This is a genomic window from Paenibacillus sp. 1-18 (assembly GCF_000520755.1).
Classification (GTDB): domain Bacteria; phylum Bacillota; class Bacilli; order Paenibacillales; family Paenibacillaceae; genus Paenibacillus; species Paenibacillus brasilensis.
The window spans coordinates 1-17,683 of sequence record NZ_ASSB01000247.1 but is presented as its reverse complement, the minus strand read 5'-3'; the positions used below and the strand labels follow the sequence as shown (position 1 = coordinate 17,683).

Sequence of the window (17,683 nt, the reverse complement as noted above, 5' to 3'; positions counted from 1 at the left end):
TCCAGCAGGTGTCGCACTTCATATTACAATCCGTCAAATAAAAAAATGACATATTTGTTTAGTGAATTACATATTCTTTTATTCACGGAAATTCGACATTTTTTATGAGGTATGTGACTCTAACGCTCTACCAGTGAGGTTTGCACAAATGTGCTTGTCTTTCATCAGGTTTTCTTTTTGCTCGTCCTAACACGCTGAAATCAGTTCGATTAGATTAGAAAATTTGCATACATATGTATAAAAATGAGTATTAGATCTTAAAAATTCCCTTTACTTCTTTAAATTGACAAAATACAAAACAGTAGCTAATTTGGTTTGGGAGTACGGGAGATTTTGGAATTTATAAAGGGGTAATGCGTTTTGATGAAGAGACTAGATAACAGAGGTAGCAACAAAATGAGATGGAGCCAAACGATCTTTGCCGTGTTGGTGGCGTTTAGTCTGGTGTTATGCAGTGGGGGTAACGCGTGGGCTTCATCTTATGAACAATTAAAATGGATAGAGGGCGGCAGAAAGGTAGACTTGGGAAATGTGGCTGAGGTCGATTTGGATCCTTCGCTTCTTTTTTTAGATGCGGCTAACACGGCAAAGGTAAGCGAAATGAATCACGACAAGCCATCTGGCAACGAAATTGGAAGTATATTTCCTAAAGATGAAAATCAAAGTTGGGAAGTAATTTTTGAATACGATGAGGTTGGGCATATCAAGGACGATGAAAAAGAAGACATCGATGCGGATGCCATTCTGGATAACTATAAAAAAGGTACGGAAGAAAGCAACAAGGAAAAGGCAGAAAGTGATCGCCTTTATGTAACGGGCTGGGATGTGGAGCCTTTTTATAATGAAGCAACTCATAATCTAACCTGGTCCATGCTGGGGGAGGATGGGAACAAGAAGAAACTGATCAATTATAACGTTCGTTTGCTTACCCGTCAGGGTTTTATTTCTGCAATATTAGTGTCCGATCCTGCGCATTTGGACGCGGATAAGAAGTTTTTGAATGAGGAAATATTACCCAAGTTGACAGTCAAGTCAGGTGAGCGATATGAGGAGTTTAATGCTTCAACGGACAAAATTTCCGAATATGGCCTGACCGGACTGATTTTGGGAGGAGCAGGCTTGGCGGTAGCCAAAAAAGCAGGATTGTTGTTATTGCTGGGAGGACTCCTCAAAAAGTTTGGCATTCTGATTTTTGCCGCTGGTGCAGGTGTTTTAGGTGTGGTAGGCAAGTTTTTCGCAAAATTATTTCGTAGAAAAAAAACAAAAGCAGTGCAGGATGAGACGAATGACCGCGAACATACAGAGACATTGCCATAAACCAAAGCTGACATGACTTAATAAATTAACAAATGTACCTGAACAGATGATCATGGTGGGAGTAGGCCCCGTGAATCATCTGTTTTTAGTTTGTTTTACTTGCTAAAATAAATATATTGTAACCGCCGTATCCTTTGGGGATGCGATTCCGTCTACCTTAACGAAACACCCGAACACAAATGGACTGAGCAAAGGGGGGCCCCAAACATGGCCTTTGTGATATCCGAACGGATGAAAAATGAATCGTCCCCACTTAAGGGAGATGAATTATTGCAAAACGTGCTTCCTGCGCTCCATCGCTACTGTCTTTCGTTAACAGGTTCAGCATGGGATGCCGAGGATTTGGTACAGATGACCATCCTGCATATGCTGCAATCTGAGAAGAATCTGGACGAGGTGGAAAATAAAGAGGCTTATTTGATCCGTTCCGCGCGGAATAGATGGATTGATCATATTCGCAGGCAAAATGCCCAGAAGCGCCTATCTGTCTCTGGCGAAAAAGAGTTTTCCAGCGGCATGAGGAGCCTTCTCGGTATTGTAATGAAAGCTACACACCAGATCTGGAGCTGGCGCTTCAATATTTAAGTACACATGTATCGCCATGGCAGCGAACCATCCTGGTGCTGAGAGATGTATGGGGCTATACGGCCCCGGAGACGGCAGAGCTGCTGAATACGACGGAGGGCGCGGTAAAAGCTGCTTTGAGTCGAGCACGCGCTCTACTTGCTCAGAAGCACAGGGAGGGCCATAAGCTGGAGTCAGTATCCATACCTGCGCTTGAAAGAGAAAGAGAATGGCTTAAAGCTTATTTGGCGGCCTTTCGCGCCGGAGATGTACAGCGCTGGATTGCGCTTAGCTTGAACGATGCTGCCGAGCCGATAGCGATTGCCGGCTCTGTGCTGTATCAGCGCTTTTATCCTTCCGGCACTCTGATGAATTCCCATACATCTCAGGGTATCAAGGCTATGATGGTCGCTTAACAAGAAGGGAGTTTACGCCCATGAGCACCATTCCTTATGTAATTGAGCAAACGAGCCGAGGAGAGCGAAGCTATGATATTTACTCCCGGTTATTAAAGGATCGTATCATTATGGTATCAGGTGAGATTGAGGACCATATGGCCAATGTCATTGTAGCTCAGCTACTGCACCTCACTGCTGAGGATTCCGAAAAGGATATTCAGATGTATATTAATAGCCCGGGTGGGTCCATTTCGGCAGGATTTGCCATTTACGATACGATGCAATTTGTGAAAAATGATGTATCTACCATATGCACAGGCATGGCAGCGAGCTTTGGTACGATTTTGCTGACTGGAGGGACCAAAGGCAAGCGAATGGCTTTGCCCAATAGTGAGATTATGATCCATCAACCGCTGGGCGGAGCGAAGGGTCAAGCTTCTGATGTGTTGATTTATGCCGAGCGTCTGATCAAAAGCCGACAGCAGCTCAACCGTATTTTGGCAGATCATACCGGGCAGCCGCTGGAGCGGGTGGAAAAAGATACGGACCGGGATCACTTTCTTACGGCTGAAGAAGCGGTAGCCTACGGCTTGGTTGATCGGATCGTTACACGTATCTAACTGTTTTTGAAAATTTTATATGATCCCTCGCTAATTCTGAAAAAATTCAAAGTTTGTTCATTGCAATTGATGTGCAATAGGATTATAATTTCAGACGGATTCAAAAGGCTTATTCCCGAATCCATGGGAATGATCCCATCTGAGCTTGCTTATAGCATGCTCAAATAAGAATTAAGCGAGGGATTTATAATGAAAACCTGCTGCACCATCCAAGTTGACGAAGACAGTTTAGTTATTGATTTGCCAGAAGAAGGAACTACGCTAGAGTCCCTGCTCGGTGATATTGAGAGTTGTGGAGGCAGTGAAGAACCTTGGCTGCAACTCATAGACAAGGTCATGGGCAACTCATCTGAGACTGTACTGACAGATCAAGTGACGGATGGCGGCGACATAAAGAAGGATCAGACGACCCAAGAACCTCAGGCAGCCGCTAAGGGGTAATAAGGAGATCAATCACATACACGACGTTGTACAAGACTGCTATACCGAGCTAAAGGCATCGGGATGCAGTCTTTTTTTAGGTTAATAAGTTGTAAAAGTCTCTTGGATATCAGCTAAAATTCGTCAATTTTCGCGGCTGTTAAATGAGTCTTTTGTCCCTTAGTCTACTGGGGTAGCAAGCAAAGCAAATAAACATTATTGACTGGCATATTCTTTCGGATGGCGATCCGAACATTCATAAAAATGAGGCCAAAGCCTTCTTTAATGAATTTGCCACGCAGTACGGCCATTTGCCAAACGTAATCTATGAGGTAGCCAATGAGCCGAACGGGAATGTGAACTGGAATAACCAAATTCGACCTTATGCTGCAGAGGTCTCCCAGGTCATTCGTGCGAAGGACCCGGACAATATTATTATTGTAGGAACAGGCACATGGAGTCAGGATATACATGATGCAGCAGACAATCCACTTCCAGACAAGAATACGATGTATACCGTGCATTTCTATGCGGGAACACATGGACAATATTTACGCGATCGAATCGATTACGCACTGAAGGCTCCAGCAGCAATGGTGGGAATCATGGTGGCGATAACGGTGGAAATGGCGATAATGGCGGCAACAATGGTGGCGATAACGGAGGAAGTACACCAGGCGGTGACAATCAAGGGATTGTGCTGCAATATCGTACCGGCGATACGAATGCTAAGGATAACGCCATCCGACCTGAATTTAATATCAAAAATACAGGTACAGCAGCTGTGAAGCTGAGTGATCTGAAAATTCGATACTATTACACAGATGAAAGCAAACAAGCCCAGCAATTTTTTGTAGACTGGGCCAAGCTAGGCAATGAAAAGGTAAAAGCGACTTTTGTAACATTGCCAAATTCGAAGGGCAAGGCTGATAAATATGTGGAAGTTTCTTTCACCGATGGAGCAGGAAGTATTCAGCCTGGCGGGGAAAGTGGAGAAATTCAGCCCCGCATTCATGCTGCGAATTGGAGTAATTTTGATGAGACCAACGATTATTCGTATGGTGCTAACCAAACTGTATTCGCAGACTGGGATCATGCCACTGTATATCAGCAGGGTAAGCTGGTATGGGGGATAGAGCCCTAAAATCTGGCCGTAGCCTCAGCTAGCTCGGAAGGAGTAAAGAATATGGGACTTTAGGTTGCAATCTTTTGAGGATTTGGAGTATAGCGTATGCGCCTTTGGTATATAGGAGAATGGAACTTTAGGAGTGAATCATCGGCACTTTAGTTCCGGTATATATACTACCAAAGTACCATATTCTATTCGACTTTCGTGGTACTTAAAATACTCCTCAAGAGCTTCCTCAACTAATTCCATAGTACAGAAGATCCGGTCCCTTGGACCGTTTCTTAACAACAACCCCCCGCTATTGCCATTACAGGCAGGCGGGGGGTTAATGTTTTGGAAGCTTTTGGTCCGTTCAACCGTGTTTATGCCAAATTAAAAGCTTTGGCCAGCAGACGGTAGGACTGAACACGTTTATCAAAGTCATGAATGGAGGAGACGACCAGCAGCTCATCGGTACGATACTGCTCAGCCAGTCTTAGCAGTTGTTCCCTACATTGCTCAGGTGTCCCTACAACACGCCATGCTGCGGACTGACGCAGCCGCTCGCGGTCAAACTCCGTGTATGGATAGGACATTGCCGTTTTCACTGACGGGAGAGAGCTCATTTCTTTGCCCTGCATGAGCAGCAGGAAATACAAACTGACACTGGATGCCAGCTGCTCGGCTTCCTCTTCAGTTTCCGCACAGGCTACAGTAACCGCTGCCATGGACCGGGGCTTATCGCCCAGGATGGAAGGCTGAAATTGCTCGTGGTAATGCGTGGTAGCTTCCACGCCGCCCAGAGTGCCGAAAAATTGGGCAAAGGCATAGGAAGCACCCATCATAGCGGCCAATCTGGCACTTTCCCCACTGGACCCAAGCAGCCACATTTCAGGAATCGTTGGTATCATCGGAGAGGCATGAAGCCCGGCAAAACGATGATTGTCAGGCACGGAATCATGGAAGTAGTCGATTAAATCGAGAATCTGCTGCGGATATTGCTCGACGGTTTGGTACTTGCCTTCCTGCAAAGCACGGGTAGCCAGCGGCAAACCACCAGGAGCACGCCCTATTCCCAGGTCGATGCGTCCTGGATGGAGCGCCTCCAGCAGCCGGAAATTTTCAGCGACTTTATACGCGCTGTAGTGAGGCAGCATAATGCCGCCTGAACCCACACGCATACGTGATGTATGAGCAGCCAAATGCGCAATCAGGACCTCAGGACTGGAGTGCGCTAGTGTTTTGGACGCATGATGCTCGGATACCCAATAACGGCTGTATCCCAGTTGATCAGCTTCACGTGCTAAATCTGTTGTATTGGATAATGCATCATAAGCGGTACCGCCTTCAGGAATATGAGACTGGTCCAGTATACCCAGTTTAAGCATTAGCAATCACCTCTTACACAACTGTATCAGACACAACTCATTAGGTCAAAACTTAGAATAGGAAGGTTGGAGTTTCAGACCCTTTTCGTTATAATGAAGGTTGTGCAGGATGAGAGAACATCCTTGCTTTTGGAGAGGGGAACGAATTTGTGTTAAAAACACCTTTGGGGCGTGTCCGACTCATGCTCTGGATTCAGGCTATAGCGTATTTGGCGATACTTTTCGCTCACCAGCCGCTGCAAGCTGCGGGCTTGACTCAGGCGGTTATGGTGATTGGTAATATATACCGGGTGAGCTTTCTGCTCCTCCTCGTCGCTTTGATCTATGGCAAAACTGCGCTGCATTGGCCCATCCGGCGGCCGCTGTTTATTATGTTTGCATCCTTCATTCCGTTTGGTCTGATGATTATGGATTTTGTTTGGGTGCGAAAATGGACAGGAGATTCGGCAGCCAAACAGCGAGCTGCATCGTAACATCTGAAGGTGTATACGGTGAGCAGTGTCGCGGACTTGCCTGCAAATGCGGGGCTGCCCTCATTAAACTAAAAAGAGCATTACGCAACTGGGATGGCTGGACTGGTCCCGTTTGAGGCGTAGTGCTCTTTTTTACATCGAAAAACTAACTTAGTGCTAATGTTTTAACTAAAAATTCAGCTGTCTTGCGTCTTTGGAAACCTTCAACCCAATGTCCCGTAAATGGGTAAATTTCAATCGTTTTCGGTGATTCAATGCGATTATAAGCGGCGAAAATGGTCTCTGGCATGCATACAGTATCTTTAAATCCCACCGATACCATCACCGGGATGCGAATGCGATGGGCCAAATTCATGACATCAAAATAACTCAATGTATGTAGTACCTGCTCCAAGTGCTCAGGGAATCGGTTGGCGAATTCGGCAGCTTCCATCAGCGAACTGGTGGAATTCATCATGCCAAAATCCATATGACACATATTAGGAATGTCAGCCACCGTAACAGCAGCTTTATTGCTGAGCGCCGCCACCATTAATGAAAGTCCGCCGCCTTGGCTTGCGCCACTGATTGCGATTTGGGTTGGATTCACATCGGTCTGCTCTGCCACCCAATCCACGGCTCGAAGGGCATCGGTCGTAATGGTTTTGTAGTAACAGGTATCCTTATTCAATATTCCTTTCGTTATCCAGCCTTTAACCGTACCGTGAGGATCATCCAGACGGTCTCCCGTTTCTCCCCCCTGACCACGTACATCTACCGCCAATACAGCGAAGCCAAGCATCAGCCAGGAGGAATAATCTTCAGGATAGCCTTTTCCGCCAGTATAGCCATGAAACAGAACGATACACGGCAGCTTTTGATCTCCGGCAAATCGGGGGCGTACATACCAGGCATGCAGTGGCGTATCATCCACCCCCTCAAAAGTAACCCGATAGGCAAGCATATGGGCATACGGCGTGTCTACTGGTGTTTTGAACGCACGTATAGGCTTAGCGCGTACTTCTTCCAACATTTTGTCCCAGAATAAATCCATATCCTTCGGGGTAGTGAGGTCCGGTCGATACTCCGTCAATTCGGCAATTCTTTTTTCAATAACATTCATGATAAAAGTTCTCCTTCATATAGAATGAATTATTCCTTAAGCTCTATCCGGTAAAGTGGACTCCTCCAGCTCTCTCAGCAGCTCAAATGCCTTATCGTTGGTGTTTCCACACGTATCCTCATCAGCAAGAAATCCACTGCATACGGCTGGACGCTCAGGTTTGCCAAACAATTGACAACGGTAATCCGAAGTGAGCTGAGGGCAAGGAACGCCAGCTGGTTTTCCATCCGGCATGCCGGGAATAGGGGATGAAATCGTAATAGCAATACAGCATGCGGCACATCCGACTCGACACTCCAGTTGGGGTCACTCCTTATCATTTGTTATTTTTGTTACCTATGCATGAAGTGACTTCAATGAAGCCATAATGTGAGGATGGCACAAAAAAAGCAGGAATACAAGGATAACTGCATATAGACACACTTTTCATTCAAGGGGCATAAATCGTCGGAGAGACACGTAAGATGGTATCAAGTCCCTAAATCAGCGTGCCATTATAAGGTAATATTAACCAATTGTCCTCAATGTGTTCAAAAAGAGTTCGAGTGGTTAATAATAGAACACAACGATAAAAACTTAAACGAGGTGACGTAAAATGAGTTGGTTATGGGCATTGATTGTTGGTGGTATTATTGGTTGGTTGGCAGGAATTATCGCAGGTCGTGATGTTCCGGGTGGTGTAATTGGCAATATCATCGCCGGTTTTATCGGTGGATGGTTGGGAAGCTTGATTCTGGGGAACTGGGGTCCTGAAATCGGATCATTCTACATCGTTCCTGCATTGATTGGTGCGATTGTGCTGGTTGTGATCGTAAGCTTGATCTTCCGCTCCGTTGGACGGAGCAGAAGCTAACTTTATGAATCATTGAGTAGATTAGCCTCCATGAGGCACAAGGACAAAATAAAAGAAGCTGCTTCCGCAAAGTTTCGTCAAGCGAACCTTTGCGAGCAGCTTTTTTTATTTTGCAAAAGGGTATCCGTTTCTTATTGGAAGCGCCTGATATGGGGAATACATAGAACGCCTGCACGATGCACATGCCGATAGCTGCAAACATGCCAATCGTGAAGATGCCACCAAGCGTGTCCGCCACGGCCCCTACTGCCAGATAGCCCACAGGTAGTAGGGCAAAGGAAAACATCAGGTCCAGACTGGCTACACGGCCAAAGGATTCGGCGGGCACCAGTTCCTGAAGGCTGGTTTCCCAAATAATCGCAAATATCATAATGCCGAAGCCTTCAAGCATCATGCTCATGATCAATCCGGGCATCCAGGTGACGATAGACAACAGGAGTAGAGCAAGGCCGCTGACCAAAGCGCCTAAGTAAGCGAGCAGACCGCGATGCTTCCAATGTCTGCGTGACCCATATACAAAGGCCCCCACCATGGCGCCAACGCCGCTGCTTGCCATTGCGACACCGTACACAACGGGACTATAGCTATGATGAACCTTGAACAGCCAGGGAATGAGTACAGCAATAATGCCTGAATAACAAATATTAATGAAGGAAAAGGCCAGAATTGTAATCCATAGCCAAGGATGGCTTTTGAGAATGGTAAAGCCTGCTATAAAGTCCTTGAGAAAATGCTGTCCACCTTGAGCCTGCTGCTCTGGATCTGCCTGCCGCTTACCGATGCTGGAGGCCAAATAAGCGCTCAGCATCCAAAAACAGGCAAAAGAAATCAGATAGGTGATAGAGTCCAGTCCAAAGCCGATGCCCGGTGAAGAAAAGGATACAATGAAGCCACCCAACGGGGGACCGAGCAGACGAACGGCTTGTATACTGATCTGACTGAGCGCGTTGGCCGCATTGCGAATGTCCGGTGTGAACACCTGAGCCCGCAAGGCTGAATAAGCCGGGTTAAAGATACCGTCCATCAATCCGTATAATGCAAGTCCAACGAACAGAAACGGCATTTTCATTCCGTCAGTAAACATCAGTACCGCTGCAACGAACATGAGTTCGAACCGGGCAATATTCGCAAACAAAAGAAGGTGGATTCGATCAATTCTGTCAACAATCATCCCGGCAAAGGGCAAAATAAGTACGTTAGGCAGCATATAGACAGTCATCGCCAATCCCATGATCGTAGTCGAGCCTGTCAGGGAATAGATGACCAGTGGCAAAATAACGGTTGTGACGGAGCTTCCCAGCATAGCAATCCAATGTCCAAGCCACAGCAGGGTGAAGGCTTTGGATTGCCTTAGAGGCGAAGTAAAGGTAGCCCAGGCTGAGTGCTTTCCGTCAGATGAGGTGGCGGATAGGGTTGAATTTTGGGTTTCCATAATCACACTCCATTAGCAATTCGTAAGATACAGTATGTATTATTTCTCACAATTAAAATTGAGGTAAATAGGACAGAACTTCCATTTGAAACCTATTATACGAAATCACGGCTGTAAAGGTACAGAGAAAGTTGCTGTGATAGCTGAGTACATGAATAGCTTGCTTCTGAATGAGTCAACCTAGGATGAGTTGTGGAGTACAAATATGATATAACTTACCTTGTACATAGGGATTATGGGATAAAAGCATTGACGTGCAAAAATGAATGATGTACTATTCAATGAGCCAGCCACGTGCTAGGTGATCAAGAAAAAGGAAAAGAGTGTGGTTAACATGAAAAAATTTAACTTTTTGCCGATTATGCTTATCGTGATGGCTTTGCTGGTTTCGGCCTGCGGTAACAATGATAAAGGCGCTAATACGAATAATGCTGCGACCGGAAATACCGGGGCTAACAGTGGAGAAGCAGATACAACCGCTACAGCTACGCTTGAATCTGTAAAAGCGAGCGGCAAGCTGCGAATTGGCACGGAAGGAACCTATGCTCCGTTTACTTACCATGATGCTGCTGGCAAACTGACAGGCTTTGACGTTGATATTGCGACTGAAGTGAGCAAACGTCTGGGTGTCCAACCGGAGTTTATCGAGACACAATGGGATGGTATTTTCGCGGGATTGAACTCCAAGCGGTTCGACACAGTATTCAATGAAGTGTCCATTACAGATGAGCGCAAGCAAAAATACGAATTCTCCGATCCATACATTGTCTCCAAGGCAGTTCTGATCGTGAGCGAAGATAATACGGACATCAAAAAATTTGCTGATCTGAAAGGTAAAAAGTCCGGGCAATCCCTGACCAGCAACCTGACTCAAATCGCGAAAAGCAACGGTGCGGAAATTGTAGCAACGGAAGGATTCAACCAAGCCATTGACCTGCTGACATCCAAACGGGTGGATGCGACCGTCAATGACGGATTATCCTATCTCGATTTGAAAAAGCAAAAGCCTGATGCTCCTATCAAAAAGGTGGATGAGTCCGCTGACGCTTCACATAGCGCAGCTGTTTTCAATAAAGGCAGCGAAGATTTGATCAAGGCAGTAAATAAAGCGCTGGCTGACATGAAGGCCGACGGTACGTACCTAAAAATTTCCGAGAAATATTTTGGAGCCGACGTATCTAAGTAATAATGCTTCACAAACCTATCTTTTTAAAGGATGTCTGTACAATGGATGAACGCCAGATACAAATCATTATGGATTCATTATTGCCTCTGCTAAAAGCAGGGGTTTCTTTTACGATTCCGCTCACCCTGATCTCCTTTGCTTTGGGACTTGTGCTGGCACTGATTACTGCACTAGCCCGGCTGTCCAAATGGAGAATACTCAAGCTGATCTTCGGCTTCTATGTATGGGTGATTCGAGGAACGCCTTTGCTGGTGCAATTGTATATTATTTTCTACGGTTTACCTTCCGTGGGTATTACACTGGATCCGTTCATTGCTTCTGTGATCGGCTTTACGCTCAGCGTGGGGGCCTATAGCTCTGAAATTATGCGAGCGGCCATTATTTCCATTCAGGAAGGTCAATGGGAGGCCGGATACTCCCTGGGGATGACGCGCTGGCAAGTGCTGCGGCGTATCGTGCTTCCGCAAGCATCCCGTGTATCTGTACCTCCACTCGCCAATTCATTCATCAGCTTGGTGAAGGATACTTCACTGGCTGCGACCATCACCTACGTAGAAATGTTCAGAACGGCTAACCAAATTGTAGCCACTACGTATGAACCGTTATTGGTGTATACCGAGGCGGGAGTGATTTACCTGCTGTTTAGTACCATATTGACTGTGCTGCAAAATTATTTGGAAAAGCGACTGAGCCGTTTTTCCGTTAGATAAAGGAGATTGTACCGATGATCCAAATTCGGAATATACACAAATCGTTCGGCTCGCTGGAAGTGCTGAAGGGTGTTAACGTGACACTGGATAAAGGGAAGGTGCTCGTGATCATCGGTCCGTCCGGCTCTGGAAAAACAACGCTTCTGCGCTGTTTGAATTTACTGGAGGTTCCTGATCAGGGGGAGATCCAAGTAGGGGATATAGCCCTCAATTTTGCCACAGGAACGAAGCTGCGGCAAGAAAGCATTTTGGCACTGCGCAAGCGGACAGGTATGGTGTTTCAATCCTACAACCTGTTCCCGCATATGACAGCAGTGCAAAATGTGATGGAGGGTCAAGTCACCGTTCAGAAAAAGAACAAGGACGAGGCGCGCAAACGTGCATTGGAGTTGCTAAAAAAGGTGGGACTCGCGGATAAAGCGGAATCCTATCCGCATCAGTTGTCGGGAGGACAGCAGCAACGTGTCGGTATTGCCCGGGCAATGGCGGTCGAACCGGAAGTGCTATTGTTCGATGAGCCAACCTCCGCGCTTGATCCCGAGTTGGTAGGCGAGGTGCTCAAGGTTATGAAGCAGCTGGCTGCCGAAGGGATGACCATGGTCATTGTCACACACGAAATGAAATTTGCAGCCGAGGTTGCCGACCATGTAATTTTGATGGATCAGGGTGTAATCGTTGAGCAGGGTACGCCGCATGAGGTTCTGGAGCATCCCACCAGTCCACGAGCTATTCAGTTTTTGAATCGTTTGAGCGGGGAAGCGGAATAAAGGCATTAGGGTGTTTATTAAATATAAGCGATTAGACTGAATAAAAAGGCAGCTACAGCCGGGCATTGAAAAATATAGCCTCGCACCAGTAGCTGCCTTTTACTCATGTATTCAATTTTAATGTAAGTAAAAAAATAATCAACAGAATACAGCAGCCTGCTATGAATGGAGCAAACATATTTGTATCAAATAAAAATCCTGCTAGAGTAGGGCCTAAAATATTCCCGACACTCATATAGGCATTATTCATACCGGCTACATAACCTTGCTCATTCCCTGCCATCTTCGATAATTGTGTATTAAGAGCTGGACGAAGCATAGCTGTGGCAAAGAAAATAAGGGAAGTGACAAGGAAGATACTCCAAAAATCTTTGGCGAAAAGAAATAAAATATAAGCAACTGAGGTGAAAAGAAGCGATCCTTTGATCACCCTTTTTTCACCAAACTTATTGATTATCTTAGCAACAACTAATGCTTGCATACCGACTCCGATCACAGCACCTGCGGTCAGAATGACAGCAATATTTTGCGGTGAAAATTGAAAACGGTTCGTTACATATAAACCAAGAACAGATTCAAAATTAGCGAGTCCAAAGGTCATCACCAGGACAAGTACAAAGAGCATCGTATATTTTGACTTCAACGATCTCGCGTATTGTTTATAAATAGATTCCTTCTGAATAATTCTTGCCCGCGCTGCTTTCATTTGCTCTTTCGATAAACTTTCTGACAAACAAAACACTGAAAAAATAACAGCAGCTATAGCAGCACCTGTCGCTGCGTAAAGCGGCACTCTCGTTCCGTATCCTGCAAGAAGACCACCCAGTCCAGGTCCAATAACAAATCCGAATGACATGGCTGCGGCGAGCAGGCTGTTCCCTTTGGCGCGTTCTTCGGTTGTTGTAATATCCGCTACATACGCCATCATGGGTGGAACAATCAGGGCTGCTGCCACTCCTTCCAGAAGTCTAGAGGTATACAGCATCCACAGCTCATCTCCAACAGCAAAGATAAATTTAGCCACAGCAAAAACAATGACACCTACGACGATAAAAACTTTTCTCCCATATCGATCAGACAGCTGTCCAGTCAGGGGAGAGAGCAGGAATTGCGTTATGCCATAGGCTGCTACCAATAAACCGATCGCCTGCCCACTGGCACCAAATTCAATGATCAGTTCTGGCAGGATGGGGGTAATTAAACCAACGCCCACCATAACGATGAAGATATTAATCATTAGGATTCCAAGTATTCTTTTCATGCAAAAAAACCTCCTTATCCATTGATTTCTGGATAGGAGGTAGACGTACGAACAAGAAGATACACTGCTCCCGTCAAAGAAGCAATGCTCTTATCATTAATACCCAAAGCCTACACTAATCCTATCCAGAAAATTCGTAAGATTACGATTTTTTTCTTTGGTGGAATAGGATTAGTAGATCATTGGCTTAAGGTCACCCTTTCGATACTTTATTGTTTATGAACATACCATAAATTGAATTATAAGGCAATGAAAGGATGAATCAGAAGAATCCAACTCGTCCTTCGGCCGCATTTTTTAACCAGTCCTGCTTGCGGCTCTTATCCAGCTCGCCCCGCATGTCTTTAAGTATCAGCTCGATATCTGCTTTTCCATGCTCGTGCCATTCCAGCGCAGCGCTGACATACAGCTCTCCGAGCTGTGCCAGCGAAAAGCCGTCGGTCAACGCCGCTGCCTTCTGCGTACCTGCTTCTCCTGCAAAAACAAGGAAGTTGCGCAGCTTGAGATACGCTAATCGCAGCGCTTCGTCAGGCAAACTGATTTCATAGGCTCGATCGAAACGACCTGCCCGGTTCATCAGACCAGGATCAATTTTTTCAGGATAATTGGTCGTTCCGATCAGGAAGATGCCCTCCTTGGAGGTAGCACCATCAAGCGTATTCAGGAAAAAAGAACGAACCTCTTGCGGCATGGAATCAATGTCCTCAATGACCAACACCATCGGAGCCAGGCGGGTAGCCGCCTCGAATACCTCTTTGACCGATTCACTGGTTGTGTACTCGGTAATTTGCCAGTAGGCTGCCGGCCCTGGTACACTGCTCGCAATTGATTTTACAAGTGTCGTTTTGCCGTTGCCCGGATGACCGTACAGCAGTATACCGCGTTTGTAAGGAATGTTATAAGTCTGATAGAAGGTGCGATCTGCTTCAAAAAACTGATCGAGTGAACGGAAAATGTCTCGCTTGATTTCGGCTTTTAATATAACGTCTTCCCGCGTAATCGCCCGGGTAATGGGTTCTGCCTGCCGGGAAAGCCCACGGCTTGTATCGGTAAACACGGTCACCCGCTTCATATTTTGCTTGCGTTCACGACCGCGTACTCCCGCGAGGAAGCTTTGCAGCTCCTGATCGCCTGTCGCAAATACGTAATCTTCATTATATACGCCATTCTCACGAAAGAAGGGAACCCGCGCCAGCGCGATGCCCCACTTGGGATAGGCGAACACATTATTACGCATCGACAGATGCACGCCGTATTCTGGAGTCGGACCGTCATCGTCATATTGGATGGTGCGTTCCTCCAAACGATCAAAGACCCGTGCCACATGCTCCAGCTCCGGGCTGCCTGAACGAATGTCCTCCTCCAGCAAGTCCCAATACTCAATATTGGGATCATCACTGGCATACAGCTCATATTTTATGCCATAGCGATTATATAGTGCTTCGCTGATGCCGTCGATCAGACGGGCATAAGCGGCATAGCCGGTAATACGCCCATCTGTATGTTCATCAAATTGGTAAATAGCAGGGATGTCTATACTCAAATTATTTGGCTCCTTTCAGGGCGGCCAGCGGCTTGCATTTGGCTACAACAGCTGCGAGTCCTGCCCCGGTGACACTTTCAATAATATCATCTACATTTTTGTAGGCTTGCGGAGATTCGTCGAGAATGCTTTCCAGCGATGCCTGATTAACCACAATCTCATCGTCTGTCCCTACACCCAACGCTCCGGCAAAATCATCTACACTAACGAGCCGTTTGGTCGCAGACCGTGAACGAATACGGCCCGCTCCATGGCAAATGGAGTGGTAGTTATCCTGACCGCCCGGCAAACCGACCATAATATAAGAGGCTGTACCCATAGAGCCTGGAATCAGGGCCGGGTGCCCGGTTGTCTGATAGGGTCGCGGATTGTCGGGATGACCTGCCGGGAGTGCGCGTGTAGCACCTTTACGATGTACGAACACGCTGCCATGCTCCGGATGAGATTCCTTCCAAGCATAATTGTGCATCAGATCGTACAAGGTACGCAACTCGCACTTTGTACCAAAGACATCGCGGAAGGCCTCGCGTACGGAATAGGCGATCAGATGCCGATTCACCACGGCATAGTTCAGCGCAGAATACATCATATCAACATAATGTACAGCCTCGGGATGATCTAGCGGTGCGAATACCAGTCTTGGGTCGGAGGTGCCGAGTCCGAGACGGCCCATTGCTTTGGCAATGGCAGACGAGCTGGTCTGGCTGATGGCTCCACCCCAAGCCCGTGATCCGGAATGGATCATTACGGCCACCTGACCGTCAAACATGCCCCAGGCTTCGGCTGTTTCGCGGTTTTCTTCCGCAATTTCAATCGCCTGTATTTCGACGAAATGATTGCCCGAACTTATATGAAGTAGTTTAATGGACCAACACTATACACGATAGTCAATTTCATCGCTACAAAGCCAATTCAAATAATCTAAGTCTGTTATTATTAAATGTTGATTTTCGAGCAAAAGAAAACCGCCTCTCATTAAAGGCGGTGATTAAACTATCGTTTCCCGTTAGCGCAATGAAGTGTTAATACATCATATAGTACTGAACCATCAATAAAAAATTAGAGAAGAAATACAGCTCAGTACTGCAATGAAAATATGAAGACAACTGAATGAGTTTTTTTCAGGAAAATTCCTTTGTTTTTTTGAATGAAGTAAGAGTAAATTAACACAGTAATTATAACTTGTCTTATTTGTTGCGACATCTCCAACTACAACGACTACCTGACGACTTTCTTCACGTAAATCCGAGAATGCAATTTTTCTCTGTTACTTATGGTATGGTTCCCCGTGTTTACTTTTTTGTCTAACAACAAACTGATTACCCTCAAATAACGGTACAATATGCTTTTCAATCAATTCAATTCTGTTCTTCGCACGTGGCATAAAACGAGAAGCGATAGCAATTACCATTTTCTTCTCGGTATTTACGAAAATCGCATTTCCACCGTCACCCAAAGCTGCATAACAACCCTGTTCCTTGTTGTCAACAATCCACCATAAATAGCCGTATGGCAACTCTCCCCATCGACTGTTTTCTTTGGTACTGTCCTCGATCCATTTTGAGGATAGAAATTGCTTGCCGTTCCAAGTGCCTCCATTTAAGTATAGCTGACCGATTTTTGCCATATCCCGTGGCGTTAAGGTAAGTCCCCAACCGGCGGTGTTCGTGCCTTTGGGGTCCACCACCCAACCACGAACATATCTATCGTTAAGAAAAGAAAAATACTCCTCTTTGCAATGTACAATCGTATTATGGGGTGCTTTGATTCCAAGTGGTTCAAACAGATTTTCTATGGAAAAATCAAGCACAGGTTGGCCTGTTGCATTTGCAAGAATTCCTGACAAAATCTGTATGCCGATGGTGGAATATATAAACCCTCCAAGACCGCTCTTACCGCCCAAGAAGTCCAGCGCAGCTTTTGTCCAATCATCGCTTGTATAAACTTTTGTATATGGCTCCGACTTGTACTTATACGGTGCTGTCATTGTCAGCATATTTTTTATTGTGACATTCTGTATCGTTTTTTCGCCGCGTTTGACCGTGTAATCGGGGAAAAATTCCAATACTTTCTGGTTTATGTTTTTAATATAGCCTTTATCTATGGCAATGCCAATCAGCGCAGAAACAACACTCTTTGTCACTGATGCAATATGAATGGTATCTTCAGCGGTGTAGCCGTCAAAATAGCCTTCATATACCTTTTCTCCGCCATGCATCACCACAATACCAGCAATATTACCATAGTCTGTTTTAATAAGATTTTCGAAACCTGTAATTCTTTTATTCATAATTTTACTCCTCCTAAATATAAATACATCGATTTCTAAGAAGAGCATATTATGATATAAAATTTTTTGCGATAGTACGCACCAACAATATTAGAAATTCCACATGCGCCGCATTGTTGTCCCCGACTTGGAGATTTAACATCGAAGCATCAACCTTTCAGATCACTCCTCTGCTTTACCACTATTTGTGATACGGTTCAGCGCGAATGACCTTAACTATCCTGCCCGTTCGTATTATGAGATCAACCAGT

At 45.8% G+C, this 17,683-nt stretch carries 16 protein-coding genes and 3 pseudogenes; 11 read left to right on the top strand and 8 right to left on the bottom strand.

The annotated features are described in order from the left end of the window. The first annotated feature begins 396 nt into the window (after positions 1-396). The 6 genes and pseudogenes from L693_RS0115650 to L693_RS29345 all read left to right on the top strand — a co-directional run. Complete coding sequence (locus tag L693_RS0115650) at positions 397-1,317, top strand: DUF2167 domain-containing protein (RefSeq protein WP_025718098.1); 921 nt, start codon at positions 397-399, stop codon at positions 1,315-1,317. 207 nt (positions 1,318-1,524) lie between these two features. Next, a complete protein-coding gene (locus tag L693_RS31515) occupies positions 1,525-1,902 on the top strand; it encodes an RNA polymerase sigma factor (protein ID WP_231503667.1) in 378 nt (125 codons plus the stop codon). A gap of 35 nt (positions 1,903-1,937) precedes the next feature. Then, on the top strand, positions 1,938-2,297 hold the full coding sequence (locus L693_RS31510; RefSeq protein WP_231503666.1) for a sigma factor-like helix-turn-helix DNA-binding protein: 360 nt from the start codon (positions 1,938-1,940) through the stop codon (positions 2,295-2,297). Between the two features lie 20 nt (positions 2,298-2,317). Next, entirely contained in the window at positions 2,318-2,899 is a 582-nt protein-coding gene (clpP, locus tag L693_RS0115640; RefSeq protein ID WP_025718096.1) for an ATP-dependent Clp endopeptidase proteolytic subunit ClpP, read from the top strand. A 189-nt stretch (positions 2,900-3,088) separates the two neighbouring features. Beyond that, positions 3,089-3,340, top strand: coding sequence for a hypothetical protein (locus tag L693_RS0115635; protein ID WP_025718093.1), 252 nt, complete (start codon positions 3,089-3,091; stop codon positions 3,338-3,340). Positions 3,341-3,534: 194 nt separating this feature from the next. After that, positions 3,535-4,463 (top strand): annotated as a pseudogene (locus L693_RS29345) (cellulase family glycosylhydrolase); the annotation flags it as partial. Positions 4,464-4,810: 347 nt separating this feature from the next. Here the strand turns inward: L693_RS29345 and L693_RS0115620 are convergent. After that, a complete protein-coding gene (locus L693_RS0115620) occupies positions 4,811-5,815 on the bottom strand; it encodes an LLM class flavin-dependent oxidoreductase (RefSeq protein ID WP_025718088.1) in 1,005 nt (334 codons plus the stop codon). 149 nt (positions 5,816-5,964) lie between these two features. On the opposite strand from L693_RS0115620, the gene L693_RS0115615 reads away from it, so the two are divergent. Then, the gene (locus L693_RS0115615; RefSeq protein WP_025718086.1) at positions 5,965-6,288 is read left to right on the top strand and encodes a DUF3817 domain-containing protein; all 324 of its coding nucleotides are present in this window, start codon (positions 5,965-5,967) and stop codon (positions 6,286-6,288) included. A gap of 145 nt (positions 6,289-6,433) precedes the next feature. On the opposite strand, the gene L693_RS0115610 is transcribed toward L693_RS0115615, so the two are convergent. Continuing rightward, a complete protein-coding gene (locus L693_RS0115610) occupies positions 6,434-7,390 on the bottom strand; it encodes an acetylxylan esterase (protein WP_025718085.1) in 957 nt (318 codons plus the stop codon). A gap of 36 nt (positions 7,391-7,426) precedes the next feature. Next, the gene (locus L693_RS31505) at positions 7,427-7,690 is read right to left on the bottom strand and encodes a YkgJ family cysteine cluster protein (RefSeq protein ID WP_025718082.1); all 264 of its coding nucleotides are present in this window, start codon (positions 7,688-7,690) and stop codon (positions 7,427-7,429) included. A 295-nt stretch (positions 7,691-7,985) separates the two neighbouring features. Here L693_RS31505 and L693_RS0115600 point away from each other — a divergent pair, with 295 nt between their 5' ends. Further along, positions 7,986-8,243, top strand: coding sequence for a GlsB/YeaQ/YmgE family stress response membrane protein (locus L693_RS0115600; RefSeq protein WP_025718080.1), 258 nt, complete (start codon positions 7,986-7,988; stop codon positions 8,241-8,243). A gap of 131 nt (positions 8,244-8,374) precedes the next feature. Here the strand turns inward: L693_RS0115600 and L693_RS0115595 are convergent. Beyond that, positions 8,375-9,675: pseudogene (locus L693_RS0115595) on the bottom strand (MFS transporter). 334 nt (positions 9,676-10,009) lie between these two features. Between L693_RS0115595 and L693_RS0115590 the strand changes: the two are divergent. From L693_RS0115590 to L693_RS0115580, 3 genes are read left to right on the top strand one after another with little or no spacing between them, the layout of a single operon-like run. Next, positions 10,010-10,861 (top strand): amino acid ABC transporter substrate-binding protein, encoded by an 852-nt coding sequence (locus tag L693_RS0115590; protein WP_025718078.1) that lies wholly within the window; start codon positions 10,010-10,012, stop codon positions 10,859-10,861. Between the two features lie 41 nt (positions 10,862-10,902). Continuing rightward, complete coding sequence (locus L693_RS0115585; RefSeq protein ID WP_010347341.1) at positions 10,903-11,571, top strand: amino acid ABC transporter permease; 669 nt, start codon at positions 10,903-10,905, stop codon at positions 11,569-11,571. Between the two features lie 14 nt (positions 11,572-11,585). Next, on the top strand, positions 11,586-12,338 hold the full coding sequence (locus L693_RS0115580; RefSeq protein ID WP_025718074.1) for an amino acid ABC transporter ATP-binding protein: 753 nt from the start codon (positions 11,586-11,588) through the stop codon (positions 12,336-12,338). Between the two features lie 103 nt (positions 12,339-12,441). Here L693_RS0115580 and L693_RS0115575 read toward each other — a convergent pair whose 3' ends face one another. From L693_RS0115575 to L693_RS0115560, 4 genes and pseudogenes are all read right to left on the bottom strand, one after another. Further along, positions 12,442-13,599, bottom strand: a complete 1,158-nt coding sequence (locus L693_RS0115575) for an MFS transporter (protein WP_025718071.1) — start codon at positions 13,597-13,599, stop codon at positions 12,442-12,444. Between the two features lie 262 nt (positions 13,600-13,861). After that, complete coding sequence (locus L693_RS0115570; protein ID WP_025718069.1) at positions 13,862-15,142, bottom strand: ATP-binding protein; 1,281 nt, start codon at positions 15,140-15,142, stop codon at positions 13,862-13,864. A 1-nt stretch (position 15,143) separates the two neighbouring features. Next, a pseudogene (locus L693_RS0115565) lies at positions 15,144-15,992 on the bottom strand (RtcB family protein); the annotation flags it as partial. A 417-nt stretch (positions 15,993-16,409) separates the two neighbouring features. Further along, positions 16,410-17,432 carry a serine hydrolase domain-containing protein gene (locus L693_RS0115560; protein ID WP_025718065.1) on the bottom strand — a complete coding sequence of 341 codons (1,023 nt, stop codon included), beginning with the start codon at positions 17,430-17,432 and terminating at the stop codon, positions 16,410-16,412. Positions 17,433-17,683 lie beyond the last annotated feature (251 nt).